Here is a 16406-nt window from a genome sequence, read left to right as displayed (position 1 = left end):
CAACGGAGTATCTTTAAATGCATCTGGCAGATACATTCATCCGACTTGCTGAAACCGTATGCTCAAACAGTTCCTTCTCACGCTTTGTCTGACCCTTACTACATTCCTTACAGCCTTTGCACAAACGTCGCCCGGCGAGGCGTCGCCCGGCGGATCGCCGCCCGGCGGAGTAAGGGGTTTGATTAAAACCCAAAAAGGCGAGCCGCTGCCATTTGCGGCCATTATCGTCAAGGGGACGAGTATCAGCACCATTTCCAATGAAGAGGGCCGCTATCAGCTCGATCTTAAACCGGGCTATTATGAAGTGATTTTCCAGTACCTGGGTTTTAAAACCGGGCAGAAGGGATTCACGGTGGAGAATAAAATGCAAACCTTCGACCTTACCATGGAAGAGCAGGCGCTCACACTCGGCGAGGTGCGCGTAGGCGCTCGCGACGAGGACCCGGCGTACACCATCATGCGCAGCGCCATTGCCAAAAGCCGCTATCATTTCCTGCAAGTGGATGCCTACACGGCCAAAGTCTATTCCAAATCGTCGGTGGTGGTGACCGACCTGCCGCTGGAATTTCTCTACAAAAAGGAATTGAAGGAAATGGAAAAGGAGGCTAACTTCAAAAAGGGCGTTCCGATGCTGAATGAAACGGTTTCGGAGGTGACTTTCCGGCAGCCTAATGTGTACAAACAGCGTGTGGTGGCCACGCGGAGCAGCATGGATAAGAACATGGCCGACCCGAATATGTACCTGCTGGCCAGCTTTTACCAGCCGGAAGTGGTGAAAGCGGTGTCGCCGCTTTCGCCTCGCGCATTTGCCTATTATAAATTCGAATACCTGGGTGCATTCCGCGAAAACGGCATTGAAGTGAACAAAATAAAGGTGACGCCGCGGCGGTGGGGCGAGGGCGTGTACCGTGGCACGATCCAGATCATCGAGGGTGAATGGAGCATTTACAGTCTGGATTTGCAGACGGTCAATACCGGTTTCCGGTTGGATATTAAGCAGGTGTACAGCCCCATTCAGGGCGTGTGGATGCCTGTTAACCAGCAATTTCACGTCGAGGGAGGCATTTATGGGTTCAAAGGCAAAGGCGATTTCGTGATCTCGCAGTCGTTTACCAATGTTAAGATCAACCCGACATTCAAGCCGGACATCGTGGTGATCGACGACAAAAAATATGCAGAGGAAGCCAAAAAGGTGCGCCTGACCGGCCGGGAGATCAAGGCCCAGAGTATGGAGGACGTTGTGAGCAAGCAGAAATCGTTTTCCGCCAAAAACCTGCGGAAAATGATGAAGGAATACGAAAAGCAGGACCTCAAAGAAAAGGAAAAGAAAGGGGAGGATATCGACATGAAAATGAGCCGCGAAGATTCGACGCAGGTCGATTCGATGGCGGCCAGACGGAGCATGGCGTTCTGGGATTCGCTGCGGACGGTGCCACTTACGGTAGCGGAGGTGAAAAGTTATTCGCGGCTGGATAGCTTGGTGATTATCAATCAAGGGTCTGAAAGTCAGAAGGATAGTATGAAAACCAGCAAGGCAGACACGACGAAGACGAAGAAGGGCGGCAAATTCGGGCTCGGCGATCTGCTGACGGGGCGTAATTTCCGGTTGGGAAAAGAAAGTGCTTTCCGGCTGGATTATATCGGCCCTTTGCCGGGCATTCAGGTGAATACCGTGGAAGGCCTGGTGCTGAATGGCGCGGGTCTCAAACTGCGGCATTCGGGCGGGCGGAAGCGCGCTGGTGATACTGCTACCGGGAAGTCAGGAGTAGTCAGGAGTGGTCATGACTGGTCGGCAGGTGGGTTGACGCGCTATTCGTTCGGTCGTAACAAGCTGCTCGTGACCGGCGTGGGTGATTACAGCTGGGCGCGCAATGCGATCAGCGTTTCGGGTGGGCGCGGCATTGCCCAGTTCAACGGCGAAAACCCCATGCATCCGCTGCTGAACACGCTTACGACGCTGTTTTTGGAGCAAAACTTTATCAAAGAATATCAAAAGGATTTCTTCCGCGTCGATTTCAGAAACAGCCGGGAAAACGATCATTTCGAATTCAAAGCCAGCATCGAGTACGCCGACCGTTCGGCATTATCCAACCTCGAAAAAACGTCGCCCTACCGCTGGATCGACTGGAAGCGCCGGGAGTTCACTTCCAATGTTCCCGATAATGCGGAGAACCGGGCGGACGCCGCGGTGTTGCCAGCACCGATGCCGCGCCACCAGGCATTCACCATCGGCATTGCGGCATCGTACAAACCCTGGCAGAAGTATCGCACTCGGAACGGTAAAACGTCTTATTACGACGACGATTCGCCGAAACTTTCCGTCGGCTACCGCAAAGCCATCAGCGCATTCGGCGGCGATGTCAATTACGACTTTGTGCGGATCGGCATCGAGCACGGTTTTGAAACCGGCATCCGGAGCAAACTGCGCTACAAATTAGCCGTCGGCAGCTTCCTCGGTCGCGACAGCCTGCAATTCCCTGACTACCAGCATTTCGCCGGCAACCGTTTCTTCTTCCAGCTCGGCGACCCGGTGGGCACATTCCGCATGCTGGATTACTACCAATACAGTACTTCCAGGAAATTCTTCGAGGCGCACATCCTCAGCGAACTCCGCCAATTTCTACTCACCCAAATCACCTGGCTGCGCATCATGGGCGTCAAAGAGAATTTTTTCCTCCATTACCTCGCCACGCCGGACTCCAACAACTACACCGAGCTCGGCTACGGCCTCGACATCGGCATCCGCTTCCCGCTGCGGTTGGAAGTGGTGAACAGTTTTGAAGGGTTTAAGTACAAAAGCACCGCCTTCCGGGTGGGGACTACGATGAATATTAATTGGGGGAGGAATTAGAGGAGGAAGTCGTCGAAATTGCCAGGATGGACAATGGTAAACTCGCTGCCCGGATATGCGTTGCTGAATGTTTTAGATAAAACGGCCCTTGCTTTGGAGCTCCATTTGAACTCGTAAGCGTGCAGTTTTCCGTCAATATCTTCGAGGTAATCAATCTCGTTTTGCTCTTTCGTGCGCCAGTAGTATTGATTTGCCCAAATGCCATTATAGTTCACAAACTTCATCCGCTCCGAGATCATGAAGTTCTCCCATAACGCACCAATGTCCGTTCGTAACTCGGGCTGGTTGAAATTGGCAATCAATGCATTGCGGATGCCGTTGTCGTAGAAATAGATTTTCCGGCTGTTTTTCAGTTCGTTGCGTAAGTTCCGGCTAAATGAACTGAGCCGGAAAATGATGAAAACCTGTTCGAGGAGGTTGATGTACTTCTCGACCGTCTTATTATCAAGGCCGCACATGGTACCTAGTTCATTATAAGATACTTGCGAGCCTACCTGAAATGCCAATGCCTGCAATAAGCGCAACAATTTCTCCGGCTTCTGAATGTTTTCCCAGGTGAGTATATCCTTATACAGATAGCTGTCGGAAAGTTGTTTTAAAATCTCTTTCTCCTCGCCAGGGTTGTTGACGATATCAGGATAATAGCCATAAAGCAGCCGCTGAGGTAACAACCTCCGCTCTTCGATCAGTCCGTGGTGATTCACCATTTCACCAAATGAAAGGGGAAACATCTGATACTCCCATTTCCGTCCCGTGAGCGGTTCATTTATTTTATTGGCAAGCTCGAAAGCCGAGCTTCCGGTGGCCACCAGCTGAATGCCGGGAATATTATCGGTTATCAACTTTAATTTCACGCCGATGTCGGCAATACGCTGCGCTTCGTCAATGACGACGTTTTTCTTTCCTGCGAAAAGGTTTTTCAGCCGCGTGGACGTGGCATTATCGAATAGTGCCCGTACATCCGCTTCATCACCATTGAGCCAAAGTGTGTCATCCGAATTTCCGAACAAGCCTTGCAATAATGTAGTTTTACCTACTTGCCTAGCCCCTGTCAATATGATCGCTTTACCGTCATACAGCTTCTTTTGGAGTACGGTTTGAAGACTTCTAATGACCATAAGCAGCATCTCGTTTTTTATAAAATTACAACTTTTTGGGAATGAATTCCTAAAAAGTCGACGTTTTTTAGGAATTCATTCCCAAAAAGTTGAGTTTTGAGCCAAGATAAAGGCCGGCAAAGCAAATTGCCGACCTCCCGATATCCCAATTAAAGTTCTTACACCAAAGCATCCCAAAGAATTTCCGCCGGGTGCAGCGCCTTCCGGCCGGTGCCGTCGTGGATCTGGTGGCGGCAGCTGGTGCCGGGGGCGGCGATGATCACTTCCTCCGGTTGCTGGCGCACGGTCGGGAAGAGGACGAGCTCACCGATTTGCATGGAAATTTCGAAATGCTCTTTTTCGTAGCCGAATGATCCCGCCATGCCGCAGCATCCCGATGGAATGAGCTGCACGGTGTAGTTTTCAGGCAGTGAAAGCATTTTTTTCGTCGGTATCACACTGGAAATGGCTTTTTGCTGGCAGTGGCCGTGCAGTTTGATGAGCCGTTTTTCTTTCGTGAATTGGTTTTTGGAAATGTTTTTCAACTCGATTTCGCGTGCTATGAATTCGTCGAACTGCAACGCATTCTGGGCGATTTTCTTCGTCTCTTCCACCAATTCATCACTTACGAGATCAGGATATTCGTCGCGGAATGTCAGGATCGCTGAGGGTTCAATACCTACCAGCGGCGTGTCGTGGGAGATAATGTCTTTCAGCAGACGGATGTTCTCTTCCGCGATTTTCTTGGCATCCCGCAGCAAGCCTTTGGACAACTGCGGCCTGCCCGACGGACCGTGATTTGGAATAATCACTTCATAACCCAGCTTTTCCAGCGCCCGAATGGCCGTTTTACCAATTTCCACATCATTATAATTGGTAAACTCATCGCAGAACAAATACACTTTCCGCTCCGATTTCGGCGCGCTGCTTTTGCGCTGATCGTACCATTTTTTCAATGTAGTGCTGTGCAGCAGCGGCATAGTGCGCTCCGGGTGGAAGCCTACGACCGTGTTGGCGATCTTACGGAGTGGCGCATTCTTGAAAATGAGATTGTAAGCCCACGGAACGTAGCTGGCGATGCCGGTCATTTTAGAGAAATTGCCGATCAGCCAGGAGCGTACCGGAATGCCGTTCGCGTCGTGATATTGCTGCAAAAACTCCATTTTCAGCTTCGCAACGTCCACATTGGAAGGACATTCGCCTTTGCAGCCCTTACAGGCCAGGCAGAGGTCGTACACTTCCTTAATTTCTTTGTTGTCGAACCGGTTTTCCTTCGGCGAGCGCGTGAGCATTTCACGCAGGATGTTCGCCCGGGCGCGGGTGGTGTCCTTTTCGTTGCGGGTAGCCATGAAGCTCGGGCACATGGTGCCGCCGCTCAAATGCGTTTTCCGGCAGTCGCCCGAGCCGTTGCATTGCTCGGCGTGTTGCAGGATATTCTGGTCGTGGAACCGGAAATTAGTTTTGAATTCGGGCGTTTGCTGGTCGGCCTCGTAGCGCAGGAACGTGTCCATCGGCGCGGTGTCGACGATCTTGCCCGGATTGAAAATATTATTCGGGTCCCAGGTTTTCTTAATGTCCTTGAAAAGCTGGTAGTTATGCTGGCCCACCATTTTGGGAATAAATTCGCCCCGCAAACGGCCGTCGCCATGCTCGCCTGAGAGCGAGCCGTCGTATTTCTTCACCAGATCAGCGATTTCCTCGGCGATCATCCTGAACTGGCGGTGACCTTCACTGGTTTTAAGGTTGATGATCGGACGCAAATGCAGCTCTCCCGAGCCTGCGTGCGCATAATGCACGGCCGACATTCCGTGTTTTTTCAAGATTTCGTTGAACTCGCGGATGTACTCAGGCTGGTCGTACACGTCAATCGCCGTGTCTTCGATTACCGCTACGGCCTTTTCGTCGCCGGGAATGTTGCCCAGGAGCCCAAGCCCCGCCTTCCGCAGCGTCCATATCTTCTTGGTATCCTCTCCAAACAAAAGCGGATAATGGAAACCAATGCCGGCTTCACGGAATTCCTTCTCCATTTCCGCTGCCAGCTGCTCCACTTCCTCCTTCGTTTCCCTCGACAGGTCCACTACGAGAATAGCCGGGAACTTGCCATCAGGCTTGTTCATCACGAAAAACGCATTTTTCCGTTGCTCCACGTTCGTGGCCGCGCATTCTAACACGTATTCGTCGATAAGCTCCACGGCGTGCGGGCCGTATTTGAGCGTGAGGATGGTTGCGCGGAGTGCTTCGTCTATGGTATCGCAATGCACGCACACGAGGCCCTGCGTTTTAGGCGGCAGCGGCACCAGATTGACCTTGATTTCAGTGAGGAAACATAGCGTTCCTTCCGAGCCTGCGATGAGGCTGCACATATTGAAAGGCTTGTCTGCCCCGGTGCCTGTGGTGTAAGGCTCCATATTGAGCAGCATATCAAGGGCGTACCCCGTATTGCGGCGCTCTACCGACGGTTTCGGGAAGTTTTTCCGGATCTCGGCCTGGTTTTCAGGCGAGTTGAGGATGGCGTCGGTTTTAAGGTATATTTTGTCCAAAAGCGATGCGCTGCCGTTTTTTTGGCGGGCATTGCTCAGGAGCGATTGCAATTCTGGCGATGTTACATTCTTGAATTCGGCGTCGGTGCCGTCGGCGAGGATCGCTTTCACTTCCAGCAAATGCTCGCGCGTGCTGCCGTACACAATGGAGTTGGAACCGCACGAGTTGTTTCCCACCATCCCGCCGATCATTGCGCGGTTGGCTGTGGAAGTTTCAGGGCCGAAATACATTCCGTAGGGTTTCAGGGCCATATTCAGCTCGTCGCGCACCACGCCCGGCTGCACGCGTACCCAGCGTTCTTCCGCGTTTATTTCGAGTATTTTATTAAAATTCTTAGAAACGTCTACCACTATACCGTTACCCACAACCTGTCCTGCAAGCGAGGTCCCGGCGGTGCGGGGGATCAGCGACACACGTTTTTCCGTGGCATATGAAATAAGGGCTTTCAGGTCGGCGCTCGATCGGGGGATCGCGACGGCCAGCGGCATTTCACGATAGGCAGATGCGTCTGTTGCATATAACGTCCGCATGGTATTGTCGTAGAAGAGGTCACCCTCAAGGCGTTGTGCAAGCAAACTCAGATCGGCATCTGATACTGGAGACGGGGATGTCATAAATGCAATTAACTGGAAAAATAACGGACTCAAAGTTACGCACAACGCGGAAGGAATTCCAGCAAAATGTTGGCGAAGTGAAGCGGCAGGTCCTGGGCACAACCGAAATACGACCGAAAACCCCGGTTATTGATAATTTAATGATGAATATTACAAAATTGATCGTTTTGTTGGAGCATTTTTGTAGTTTCTTTCGGGTTCACGCATTTAAACCAATGACGAAAAGATTTCTTCCGATGCTGCTGGCAGCATTGTTTTTTGTCCTGATATACAGCCAGTTTTCCTGCAAAAAGTCCGAGGAACATTATGATGGCCTTTTCGAGGAAATGGACGCGGCTCAAACCGGTGTCGATTTTGTGAACAAGGTCGAGGACCGGGAGGAAGTGAACATTTTCAACTACCGTAATTTTTACAATGGCGGCGGGGTGTCGGTCGGGGATATCAATAACGACGGGCTCCCGGACATTTACTTCACCGCCAACATGGGTGAGAACAAGCTGTACCTCAACAAAGGCAACTGGAAGTTTGAGGACATTACCGCCCGCGCCGGCGTGGGCGAACCCGATAAATGGAGCACAGGCGTGGTCATGGCCGACGTAAATGGTGACAACCTGCTCGATATTTACGTATGCAATGCCGGTTACGAAAAGTTTATCAAAAAGCAAGGCAACTCCCTTTACATCAATAACGGCGACCTCACGTTCACGGAATCGGCCCGGAAATACGGGCTGGATGAAACCGGTTACACCACCCACGCGGCGTTTCTGGACTACGACCTCGACGGCGACCTGGATGCTTACGTACTGAACAACAGCTTCATTCCCGTTAATACCCTCAATTACGCCAACGACCGCCGCCTGCGTGCGAAAGACTGGCCCGTGAAAGATTATCTGAAAGGAGGCGGGGCCAAGTTGTTCCGAAACGACGGGGGCAAATTCGCGGACGTAAGCGAAGCTGCGGGCATTTACGGCAGCCTGATCGGCTTCGGGCTGGGCGTGACGGTGGGGGATATCAATGGCGACCTTTACCCGGACATTTACATCTGCAACGACTTTTACGAGAAGGACTATTTATACATCAACCAGCAAAACGGCACATTCTCCGAAGAGCTCGAAAAGCGCGTAAAGCATACGAGCCTCGCCTCGATGGGCGCCGATATGGCCGATATCAGTAATGATGGCTACTCGGAGCTGTTTGTGACCGACATGCTCCCGCGCGATGAGTACCGCTACAAGACCACCACGTCGTTCGAGAACCACTACCTTTTTAACCTGAAAAAGGAAAAGGGTTTTTATAACCAATACATGCAAAACAGCCTGCAATTCAACAACCAGGACGGGACATTCAGTGAAATTGCCAATTATTCGGGCGTGGCGGCGAGCGATTGGAGCTGGGGCGCGTTGCTGTTTGATGCCGACAATGATTCCAAAACGGATATTTATGTGTGCAATGGCATTTACCATGACATTCTCGATCAGGACTTTATCGATTTTTTTGCCAATGAAGTCACGCAGAAAATGGTCCTGTCCGGCGAGAAGCAGAATATGCAGCACATTATCGACCGGATGCCTTCGACACCCATTGCCAATAATTTCTTCCATCATGAAGGCAATCTGCAATTCAAGGAGAAGGCCAAAGAATTCGGGTTTGGTAAACCCTCCTTTTCCAATGGCGCTGCCTATGCCGACCTGGATAATGACGGCGATCTCGACCTGGTCGTTAATAATGTGAATGCTCCTTGCTTTGTATATAAAAATAAGTCTGAATCGCAGCACGACAGGAACCACTACATTAAGTTTAACCTCAAAGGCGAGGGGATGAACACCCGGGCGATTGGCTCCAAAGTGGAGGTTTACGCGGCCGGGCAGGTGTTTAGCAAGCAGTTGAACCCGTCCCGCGGGTTCCAGTCGAGCACGGAATACCCGCTGACGATTGGATTAGGGAAAATCGTGCAGATCGACTCCGTGCGGGTGCTCTGGCCGACCCGGAAGGTAACCAGCCTGCATGCAGTCCGGTCCGACACGGTGCTGACCCTATCAATCGGCGAGGCCCGCACCCCATACCTGCAACAAGCGATCCCGCCCGGCCGAATGCTGACGAATGTGCCCGCGAAAGGGCTGGAAGCACACCGTGAAAACCGGTACGAAGACTTTTATAATGAAAGGAATATTCCCATGATGCTGTCCCGCGAAGGCCCTAAGGCGGCCATCGGTGATGTGAACGGCGACGGGCTCGACGACATTTACATTTGCGGTGCGAAAGGCCAGGAAGGTCAGTTGTACTTACAAAAAGGCGGTCTATTTGTTCCATCACCACAAAAATCCTTTACTGCTCACGCTGGCTTTGAGGATACGGCCGCATTGTTTTTCGATGCAGATGGCGATGGCGCCCCCGACCTTGTGGTGGGCAGTGGGGGCAATGAGGGCCAGGCTACCGCCGCCGACCTGCCTACGCGCCTGTACCTGAACGACGGAAAGGGCAATTTTACCTTCGCCCCGACAGCCCTACCACCTAATGCGATGAACACCGCCGTGCTCGTCACCGAAGATTATGACGGCGACGGCGATCTGGACCTTTTCGCAGGCAGCCGGAGCGTCCCACGGGAATATGGGTCGAGCCCGGCCAGCTACCTGTATCAGAATGACGGGAAAGGGAATTTCAGGGATGTAACAAACGAAATTGCGCCAGAAGTGGCGAAAGCAGGCATGGTACGCGATGCAGTCTGGACCGATATCGACGGCGACGGGCAAAAAGAGCTGGTTATTGCGGGTGACTGGATGGCGCCGGCAGCCTACCGGTTTTCGGGAGGGCGTTTTATCAAAATTACGACTGGTCTGGAAGGCTACGCGGGTTTTTGGGGAGCTTTAAAAACAGGGGATTTCGACGGTGACGGCGATCAGGACCTGGCTTTGGGAAACATCGGGGAAAACTTTTCGCTTCACGCCGCACCGGGTGCGCCGCTGAAAATCTGGATCAACGATTTTAATAAAAACGGCACCATTGAGAAGGTAATTTCCAAATCTGTGGACGCCAAAGACCTCCCCGTGCTGCTGAAACGAGAAATGACCACACAGTTTCCTTTCCTTAAAAAGAAAAGTATAAAGCATTCGGAATATGCGGTGCTCACAGTGCAGGACCTTTTCCCGGACGACCTGCTGCAATCGGCCGTAGCAAAATCCGTGACGTATCTGAAATCTGCCATTGCGGTTAACAACGGCAAAGGACAGTTTACATTAACGCCATTGCCATACATGGCGCAATTCTCCTGCCTGAATGCCATCCAGAGCGAGGATGTAAATCACGACGGCAAGCCGGACCTCGTTGTGGGAGGCAATTTTACCCATTTTATACCGCAGCTGAGAAGCCTCGACGCCTGCCACGGCAATGTGCTGATCAACAAGGGGAATATGCAATTCGAGGTATTGCAGGCCAGGCAGAGCGGCTATGCGGTGGACGGCGAGGTGAAGCAGATCAGCCGGATCACGGTAGGAGGGCAGCCTTATGTGATCAATTTGATCAATAATGCCGCCCCCGTGCTGTTTAAAATCAATAGACTGTAAGCCTGTTTTGGCCGGTGTGTTACAAACTTTCAGTCCGGCCGCCGTCCACCGGTAGGTTTACCCCGCTAATGCTCGCTGCGGCGGGGCTGGCGAGAAATGCAACGGCCGCTGCCACTTCTTTGGCTTCACTAAACCGGCGGATAGGGATGGCTGCCTGTAATTCCTGCGCAACTTGTTCTGTGGATTTGCCCTGTGACTTGCTCCGCATTTCGAGCACGGAATCCAGCCGGGCGGTTTCGGTGTAGCCGGGCAGCACATTATTAACGGTAATGCCATACTGCCCCAGTTCCAACGACATTGTTTTGGCCCAGCTCGCAACGGCCCCGCGGATGGTGTTGGACACGCCGAGGCCAATGATAGGCTGCTTCACCGAAGTGCTGATAATATTGATAATCCTCCCAAATCCGGCGCTTTTCATCGACGGCGCCACCGACTGCACGAGAAACTGGTTGTTGATCACGTGCATTTGGAAGGTTTTGAGGAACTGCTCGCTTTCCGCTTCGATGATCGGGCCGCCCGACGGGCCACCGGTGTTGTTCACGAGAATGTGCACTTCCGGACAAAGGCGCAGGTAATTTTCGATGGCCGATCTGAGGGCCTCGTGGTCGGCAAAATCAGCCACGACGTAGCGGTGCAGCTGGCCGAGCGAGGTGTCCAGGTCTTCCACGGCTTCGCGCAATTTATCTTCATTACGGGCTACGAGCGTCACATTCGCGCCCAGCAGGGCAAGTTCAACGGCGACTGCGAGGCCGATGCCCTGGGTACTTCCGCATACGATCGCTGTTTTTCCGGTCAGGTCGAGGTTCATGATTTTACGTTTCTAAACTTGGTTTCAGAATGATAACGTTTTGATTTTCGCGCGTTCCGCATCCGACTGCGTTGATTTTTCGGCTATCTTTGCGGTTTATTTTTCAACATGGGACAAGCCGAAATGCCGAATGTAGGCAAAATCCCGCATTTGTAATCTTAGAGCAAACGTTGCACAATGTCTAAAAAAATCCAATCCGCGCTTATTTCTGTTTATTACAAAGACGGTCTTGAGCCTTTGGTCCGCCTCCTGCACAACAACGGCGTAAAGCTGTACTCCACCGGGGGAACTCAGACTTTCATTGAAAATCTCAACATTCCAGTAACCGCTGCCGAAGAACTGACCGGTTATCCTTCGATTTTCGGCGGGCGTGTTAAAACGCTTCACCCGGCCATTATGGGCGGTATTCTGTATCGTCGCGACGACGAGGGCGATGTGGCCCAGGCAGCGCAGTATAACATTCCGGCCATCGACATGGTGGTGGTAGACCTTTATCCTTTCGAGGAAACGGTGGCATCCGGCGCGAGCGAGGAGGACATTATTGAAAAAATAGACATTGGCGGCATCTCCCTGATCCGTGCGACGGCGAAGAATTTCAAAGACACGCTCATCGTATCGTCGCGCAGCCAGTATGCCGAAGTGGTGGAGCTTTTGAATGCAAAAGCGGGCGCTACCGATATCGAAGACCGCCGCTATTATGCAGGCCTGGCATTCGGGGTCTCTTCCCATTATGACGGCGCGATCAACAGTTTCTTCACATCCGGAAAAGAAACGACCGACAAAGAGCTGTTTGACTTCACAAATCTGGCTTCGCAAACCCTCCGTTACGGCGAAAACCCGCACCAGAGCGCGACTTACTATGGCGACCTGGAAGGTATTTTCGATAAACTGCACGGAAAAGAGCTATCCTATAACAACCTCGTGGACGTAGATGCGTGCGTGAGCCTGATCGACGAATTTGCTGATGCCCAGCCTACTTTCGCGATCATCAAGCACACCAATGCATGCGGTATCGCTACTGCGCCTACTGCCAAGGAAGCGTACGACAATGCACTGGCCTGCGACCCGGTGTCGGCGTTCGGTGGTGTGGTGATTACCAATACAAAAGTGGATCTGGCGACGGCTGAGGAGCTGAACAAGCTGTTCATGGAAATCCTGATCGCGCCTGCTTACGATGAGGAGGCATTGACGCTTCTGAAATCCAAAAAGAACCGCATTCTGTTGAAGCGTAATGACGTGGTCCTGCCGCAAATTATGTTCAAAACCATTTTGAACGGCGTGCTGGTACAGGATAAAGACCTCGCAACGGAAGTTGCTGCGCAGTTCACCACCGTGACTGAAAAAGCTCCTACTTCCGAAGAAGTTTCTGCATTGGAATTCGCATTGAAAGTTAGCAAGCACACCAAGTCGAATACCATCGTACTGGCAAGAGAAAATCAGCTGCTGGCAAGCGGTACCGGCCAGACCTCACGCGTGGACGCATTGCGCCAGGCGATCGACAAGGCGAAATCGTTCGGGTTCGACCTGAATGGTGCGGTAATGGCGTCGGACGCATTCTTCCCATTTGCCGATTGCGTTGAAATCGCGCATCAGGCGGGCATTACTGCCGTGGTTCAGCCGGGCGGTTCTATTCGTGACAAGGATTCGGTGGATTATTGCAATGCCAATGGGCTTGCGATGGTTACTACCGGTGTTCGTCACTTTAAGCATTAATTTAGTTGCCACCGCCGCGGCGGACCACGACGGCACGAATTGAAACGAGTTCGTGCTCTTCATATTCCGCTGCTGCGGTGGCAAAATAAAGATCCCTTTGAACCCACTCCGGAAAGTCATCAAATTCCTTCTGACCGGATTAATAGTCCTGGCGAGCAGCCTGTTTTTTCTCTACCCGCAGATCTTCTACTGCGAGCTCATCGCATTCTCCGCCTTCAAGTCAACCGACAAAAAGGTCTATTTCAGCCCGGATATTAATCCAAAAAAATACAAAGCCCTCAGAAACACCGTCGCGCTGGCCGAAGCACGCGTCGATTCGTTTTATCAGGGTAAACAATCAACCCCTAAAATCATCATCTGCCAAACGCCGCAGCAATACCAGAAATATTGCAGCAGCACCGAGGGCGCCGGATGCAGCATTGGTACGCCCTGGGGCAGCTCGTACGTGATCCTGAGCGCGCAGGGCATGAACACGGATGTGATCGCGCACGAGATGAGCCACATTGAACTGCTCAAACGCATTGGCTGGTGGAAAACCACGACCGACATTCCCCAGTGGTTCAACGAGGGCCTGGCGCTTATGCTCGACCGCCGGTTTGTGAGCGAAAACACCCCGCGCGATCGCTACCGTGCCTACCGCTACGAGTGGCGATACTATACGCACAACGGCCGCGACCTGGTGTTGTTGAAGGACATTTCAACCATGCGCGAATTTTTCGGAGGAGATCAAAAACACGTTATGACCGCCTATATGACTGCCGGAATGGAGGTTTCGTACTGGCTGCTATTGCGAAAAGAGGCTGGTTTACAGCGCTTTATTTCTAAAATGCAGCAAGGCATTGCATTCGAGGAAGCCTATGGTCCGATGAACCCTCATCATTTCAAGGATTCGAAGAAAATATCACAGTAGAGCATTACGAATAGGTGCTTACAGGCTATATTTATGCGCTCCTTTTCAAAACGGGATCGAATATTGGTGTGTTCGTTCAGATTTTGTACTATTTTCGGAAAATAATGTACGTTTCAATCTAAGCTGATCAATCTCATTCATTCATCTATTTTATTATTTGAAATGCAACAATTACAAACACTGGATTATGTCGTCTTCTTCTTTTACTTCATTGTAGTCTCCGGTTACGGTTATTGGATTTATCAGCGGAAAAAATCAAATGTTGAATCGACAAAGGACTTCTTCCTCGCGGAGGGTTCTCTTACCTGGTGGGCTATCGGTGCTTCGCTGATCGCGTCGAACATTTCGGCGGAACAGTTTATCGGGATGTCGGGGAACGGCTTTTCGATGGGTCTCGGGATTTCCACCTACGAATGGATGGCGGCAGCTACACTGGTGATCGTGGCTGTTTTTTTTATGCCCATTTACCTCAAAAACAAAATTTACACCATGCCGCAGTTCCTGAGCCAGCGGTATAACCAGTCGGTGAGCTTGATCATGGCTGTGTTCTGGCTCGCGCTGTATATTCTGGTGAACCTTACCTCCATTCTCTACCTCGGGGCATTGGCGGTTTCGGGTATCTCAGGCCTTGATTTTCAGCTTTGTATGATTGCGCTGGCGGTTTTCGCAATTGTGATTACCATCGGCGGGATGAAAGTGATCGGTTTTACGGACGTGATCCAGGTGTTCTTCCTCGTAATCGGCGGTTTGGCAACTACCTACCTGGCGATCAACCTGGTGTCCGACAATGCGGGTGTTGAAGGTATCGTGCAGGGTTTCAAAGTAATGCGTGAAAATCACGACGATCACTTCCATATGATTTTCCCCAAATCGAGCCCGTTCTATATGCAGCTCCCGGGATTGACGGTGCTGCTTGGCGGGATGTGGATCGTGAACCTGAACTACTGGGGTTGTAACCAGTACATCACACAACGTGCATTGGGTGCAGACCTTAAAACGGCGCGTAACGGTATTCTTTTCGCCGCATTTTTGAAGCTTTTGATGCCGGTGATCGTCGTATTGCCGGGTATTGCGGCTTACGCATTGTACAGCAAAGGCATGTTCCAGGCCGAAATGCTGGGTGAAGATGGCGTGATCAACGCCGATAAAGCCTATCCTGTGCTCCTTAACCTGCTTCCGACCGGTTTGAAAGGCCTCTCGTTCGCCGCATTGACGGCCGCTGTTGTAGCTTCCCTGGCCGGTAAAGCAAACAGTATTTCCACGATTTTTACCCTGGATATTTTCAAAAACTACATCGGCAAAAATGCCGACGAGAAGACGCTCGTGCGCATTGGCCGCGCGGTGGTGGTGATCTCGATGATCCTCGCGATTATCGTTTCTCCTTACATGGGTATCGACAAAAAGGGTGGTTTCCAATTTATCCAGGAAATGACCGGACTTTTGTCGCCGGGTATTTTCGCGTCGTTCATCATGGGCTTCTTCTGGAAACGCACCAACTCCGCAGGCGCATTGTTCGCGATCGTGGGTGGCTTCCTGATCGCGCTCGCGATGCACAACAACTACTTCCCGTTCGCCGACTGGACGCAGGTGCCATTCCTCGACCGTATGGGCCTCGTGTTCCTGATTTGCGTGGTGGTAATGTTTATCCTAGGTATGGTAATGCCGGATGAAAAGAAAGGCCTGGCTATCGACGCTTCGATGTTTATCCCGCACCGCAGCTTTGTAATCGGCGCCGCGGTAGTGATCGCGATCATTGCCTATTTGTACGGACATTTCTGGTGAGATAGCTGCCATAAGCAACAAAAAAGGGGCTGGAATCAACTTCCAGCCCCTTTTTTGTTGCTTAACAGATCTTAGGCTTCCTCGATGATCGTGATCTTCTGGATTTTGTCGCCCTGGCGGATCGCGTCAACCGTTTCCACACCTTCTACCACGCGGCCGAAGCAGGTATGGTTCCTGTCGAGGTGCGCGGTGTTGTTGCGGCTGTGGCAGATGAAGAACTGAGAGCCACCGGTATTGCGGCCGGCGTGTGCCATCGAAAGCACGCCGCGGTCGTGATACTGGTTACCGCCGGTAAGTTCGCAATCAATGTGGTAGCCAGGACCTCCACGGCCGGTGCCGGTAGGGTCGCCGCCCTGGATCACGAAGTCAGGGATAACGCGGTGGAAAATCACACCGTCGTAAAAGCCTTTTTTAGAAAGATCAACAAAGTTTTTCACTGTATTGGGTGCATCTTCATCGTAAAACTCGATGAGCATCGTGCCCTTGTCAGTGATCATTTCCGCTTTTGTCATGTCAAAAGTGAGTATAAA

At 51.7% G+C, this 16406-nt stretch carries 9 protein-coding genes; 5 read left to right on the top strand and 4 right to left on the bottom strand.

The window, feature by feature from the left end; all coding sequences use genetic code 11:
- The first annotated feature begins 58 nt into the window (after positions 1 to 58).
- Positions 59 to 2851 (top strand): DUF5686 and carboxypeptidase regulatory-like domain-containing protein, encoded by a 2793-nt coding sequence (locus DFER_RS15230; RefSeq protein WP_015812542.1) that lies wholly within the window; start codon positions 59 to 61, stop codon positions 2849 to 2851.
- Here DFER_RS15230 and DFER_RS15225 read toward each other — a convergent pair.
- Both DFER_RS15225 and DFER_RS15220 read right to left on the bottom strand, forming a co-directional pair.
- Positions 2848 to 3969: an ATP-binding protein gene (locus tag DFER_RS15225; RefSeq protein ID WP_041736466.1), complete on the bottom strand. Its 1122-nt coding sequence runs from the start codon at positions 3967 to 3969 to the stop codon at positions 2848 to 2850. The genes DFER_RS15230 and DFER_RS15225 overlap by 4 nt on opposite strands.
- Positions 3970 to 4127: 158 nt before the next feature.
- Positions 4128 to 7103, bottom strand: a complete 2976-nt coding sequence (locus tag DFER_RS15220; protein WP_015812540.1) for an FAD-binding and (Fe-S)-binding domain-containing protein — start codon at positions 7101 to 7103, stop codon at positions 4128 to 4130.
- 236 nt (positions 7104 to 7339) lie between these two features.
- Here DFER_RS15220 and DFER_RS15215 point away from each other — a divergent pair, with 236 nt between their 5' ends.
- On the top strand, positions 7340 to 10663 hold the full coding sequence (locus DFER_RS15215; protein WP_015812539.1) for a VCBS repeat-containing protein: 3324 nt from the start codon (positions 7340 to 7342) through the stop codon (positions 10661 to 10663).
- 19 nt (positions 10664 to 10682) lie between these two features.
- On the opposite strand, the gene DFER_RS15210 is transcribed toward DFER_RS15215, so the two are convergent.
- Positions 10683 to 11471, bottom strand: coding sequence for an SDR family oxidoreductase (locus DFER_RS15210; protein WP_015812538.1), 789 nt, complete (start codon positions 11469 to 11471; stop codon positions 10683 to 10685).
- Positions 11472 to 11648: 177 nt separating this feature from the next.
- Between DFER_RS15210 and purH the strand changes: the two genes are divergently transcribed.
- The 3 genes from purH (at position 11649) to DFER_RS15195 (ending at position 15876) form a co-directional block, all read left to right on the top strand.
- Entirely contained in the window at positions 11649 to 13184 is a 1536-nt protein-coding gene (gene purH / locus DFER_RS15205; RefSeq protein ID WP_015812537.1) for a bifunctional phosphoribosylaminoimidazolecarboxamide formyltransferase/IMP cyclohydrolase, read from the top strand.
- 97 nt (positions 13185 to 13281) lie between these two features.
- Entirely contained in the window at positions 13282 to 14094 is an 813-nt protein-coding gene (locus DFER_RS15200) for a hypothetical protein (protein ID WP_015812536.1), read from the top strand.
- A gap of 162 nt (positions 14095 to 14256) precedes the next feature.
- Positions 14257 to 15876, top strand: a complete 1620-nt coding sequence (locus DFER_RS15195) for a sodium:solute symporter family transporter (RefSeq protein ID WP_015812535.1) — start codon at positions 14257 to 14259, stop codon at positions 15874 to 15876.
- Positions 15877 to 15947: 71 nt separating this feature from the next.
- On the opposite strand, the gene DFER_RS15190 is transcribed toward DFER_RS15195, so the two are convergent.
- A complete protein-coding gene (locus tag DFER_RS15190) occupies positions 15948 to 16388 on the bottom strand; it encodes a peptidylprolyl isomerase (RefSeq protein WP_019940177.1) in 441 nt (146 codons plus the stop codon).
- Between the last annotated feature and the right edge of the window lie 18 nt (positions 16389 to 16406).

The sequence above is a fragment of the Dyadobacter fermentans DSM 18053 genome, assembly GCF_000023125.1.
In the GTDB taxonomy this organism is placed as follows: domain Bacteria; phylum Bacteroidota; class Bacteroidia; order Cytophagales; family Spirosomataceae; genus Dyadobacter; species Dyadobacter fermentans.
The sequence above is the reverse complement of the archived record's forward strand: the minus strand, read 5'-3'. Positions and strand labels throughout refer to the sequence as shown.

Excerpts from the sequence above, each read along its gene's own strand:
- DFER_RS15225 (WP_041736466.1), bottom strand. The coding sequence starts at position 3,969 with ATGGTCATTAGAAGTCTTCAAACCGTACTCCAAAAGAAGCTGTATGAC.
- DFER_RS15215 (WP_015812539.1), top strand. The coding sequence starts at position 7,340 with ATGCTGCTGGCAGCATTGTTTTTTGTCCTGATATACAGCCAGTTTTCC.
- DFER_RS15210 (WP_015812538.1), bottom strand. The coding sequence starts at position 11,471 with ATGAACCTCGACCTGACCGGAAAAACAGCGATCGTATGCGGAAGTACC.
- DFER_RS15230 (WP_015812542.1), top strand. The coding sequence starts at position 59 with ATGCTCAAACAGTTCCTTCTCACGCTTTGTCTGACCCTTACTACATTC.
- purH (WP_015812537.1), top strand. The coding sequence starts at position 11,649 with ATGTCTAAAAAAATCCAATCCGCGCTTATTTCTGTTTATTACAAAGAC.
- DFER_RS15190 (WP_019940177.1), bottom strand. The coding sequence starts at position 16,388 with ATGACAAAAGCGGAAATGATCACTGACAAGGGCACGATGCTCATCGAG.
- DFER_RS15220 (WP_015812540.1), bottom strand. The coding sequence starts at position 7,103 with ATGACATCCCCGTCTCCAGTATCAGATGCCGATCTGAGTTTGCTTGCA.
- DFER_RS15195 (WP_015812535.1), top strand. The coding sequence starts at position 14,257 with ATGCAACAATTACAAACACTGGATTATGTCGTCTTCTTCTTTTACTTC.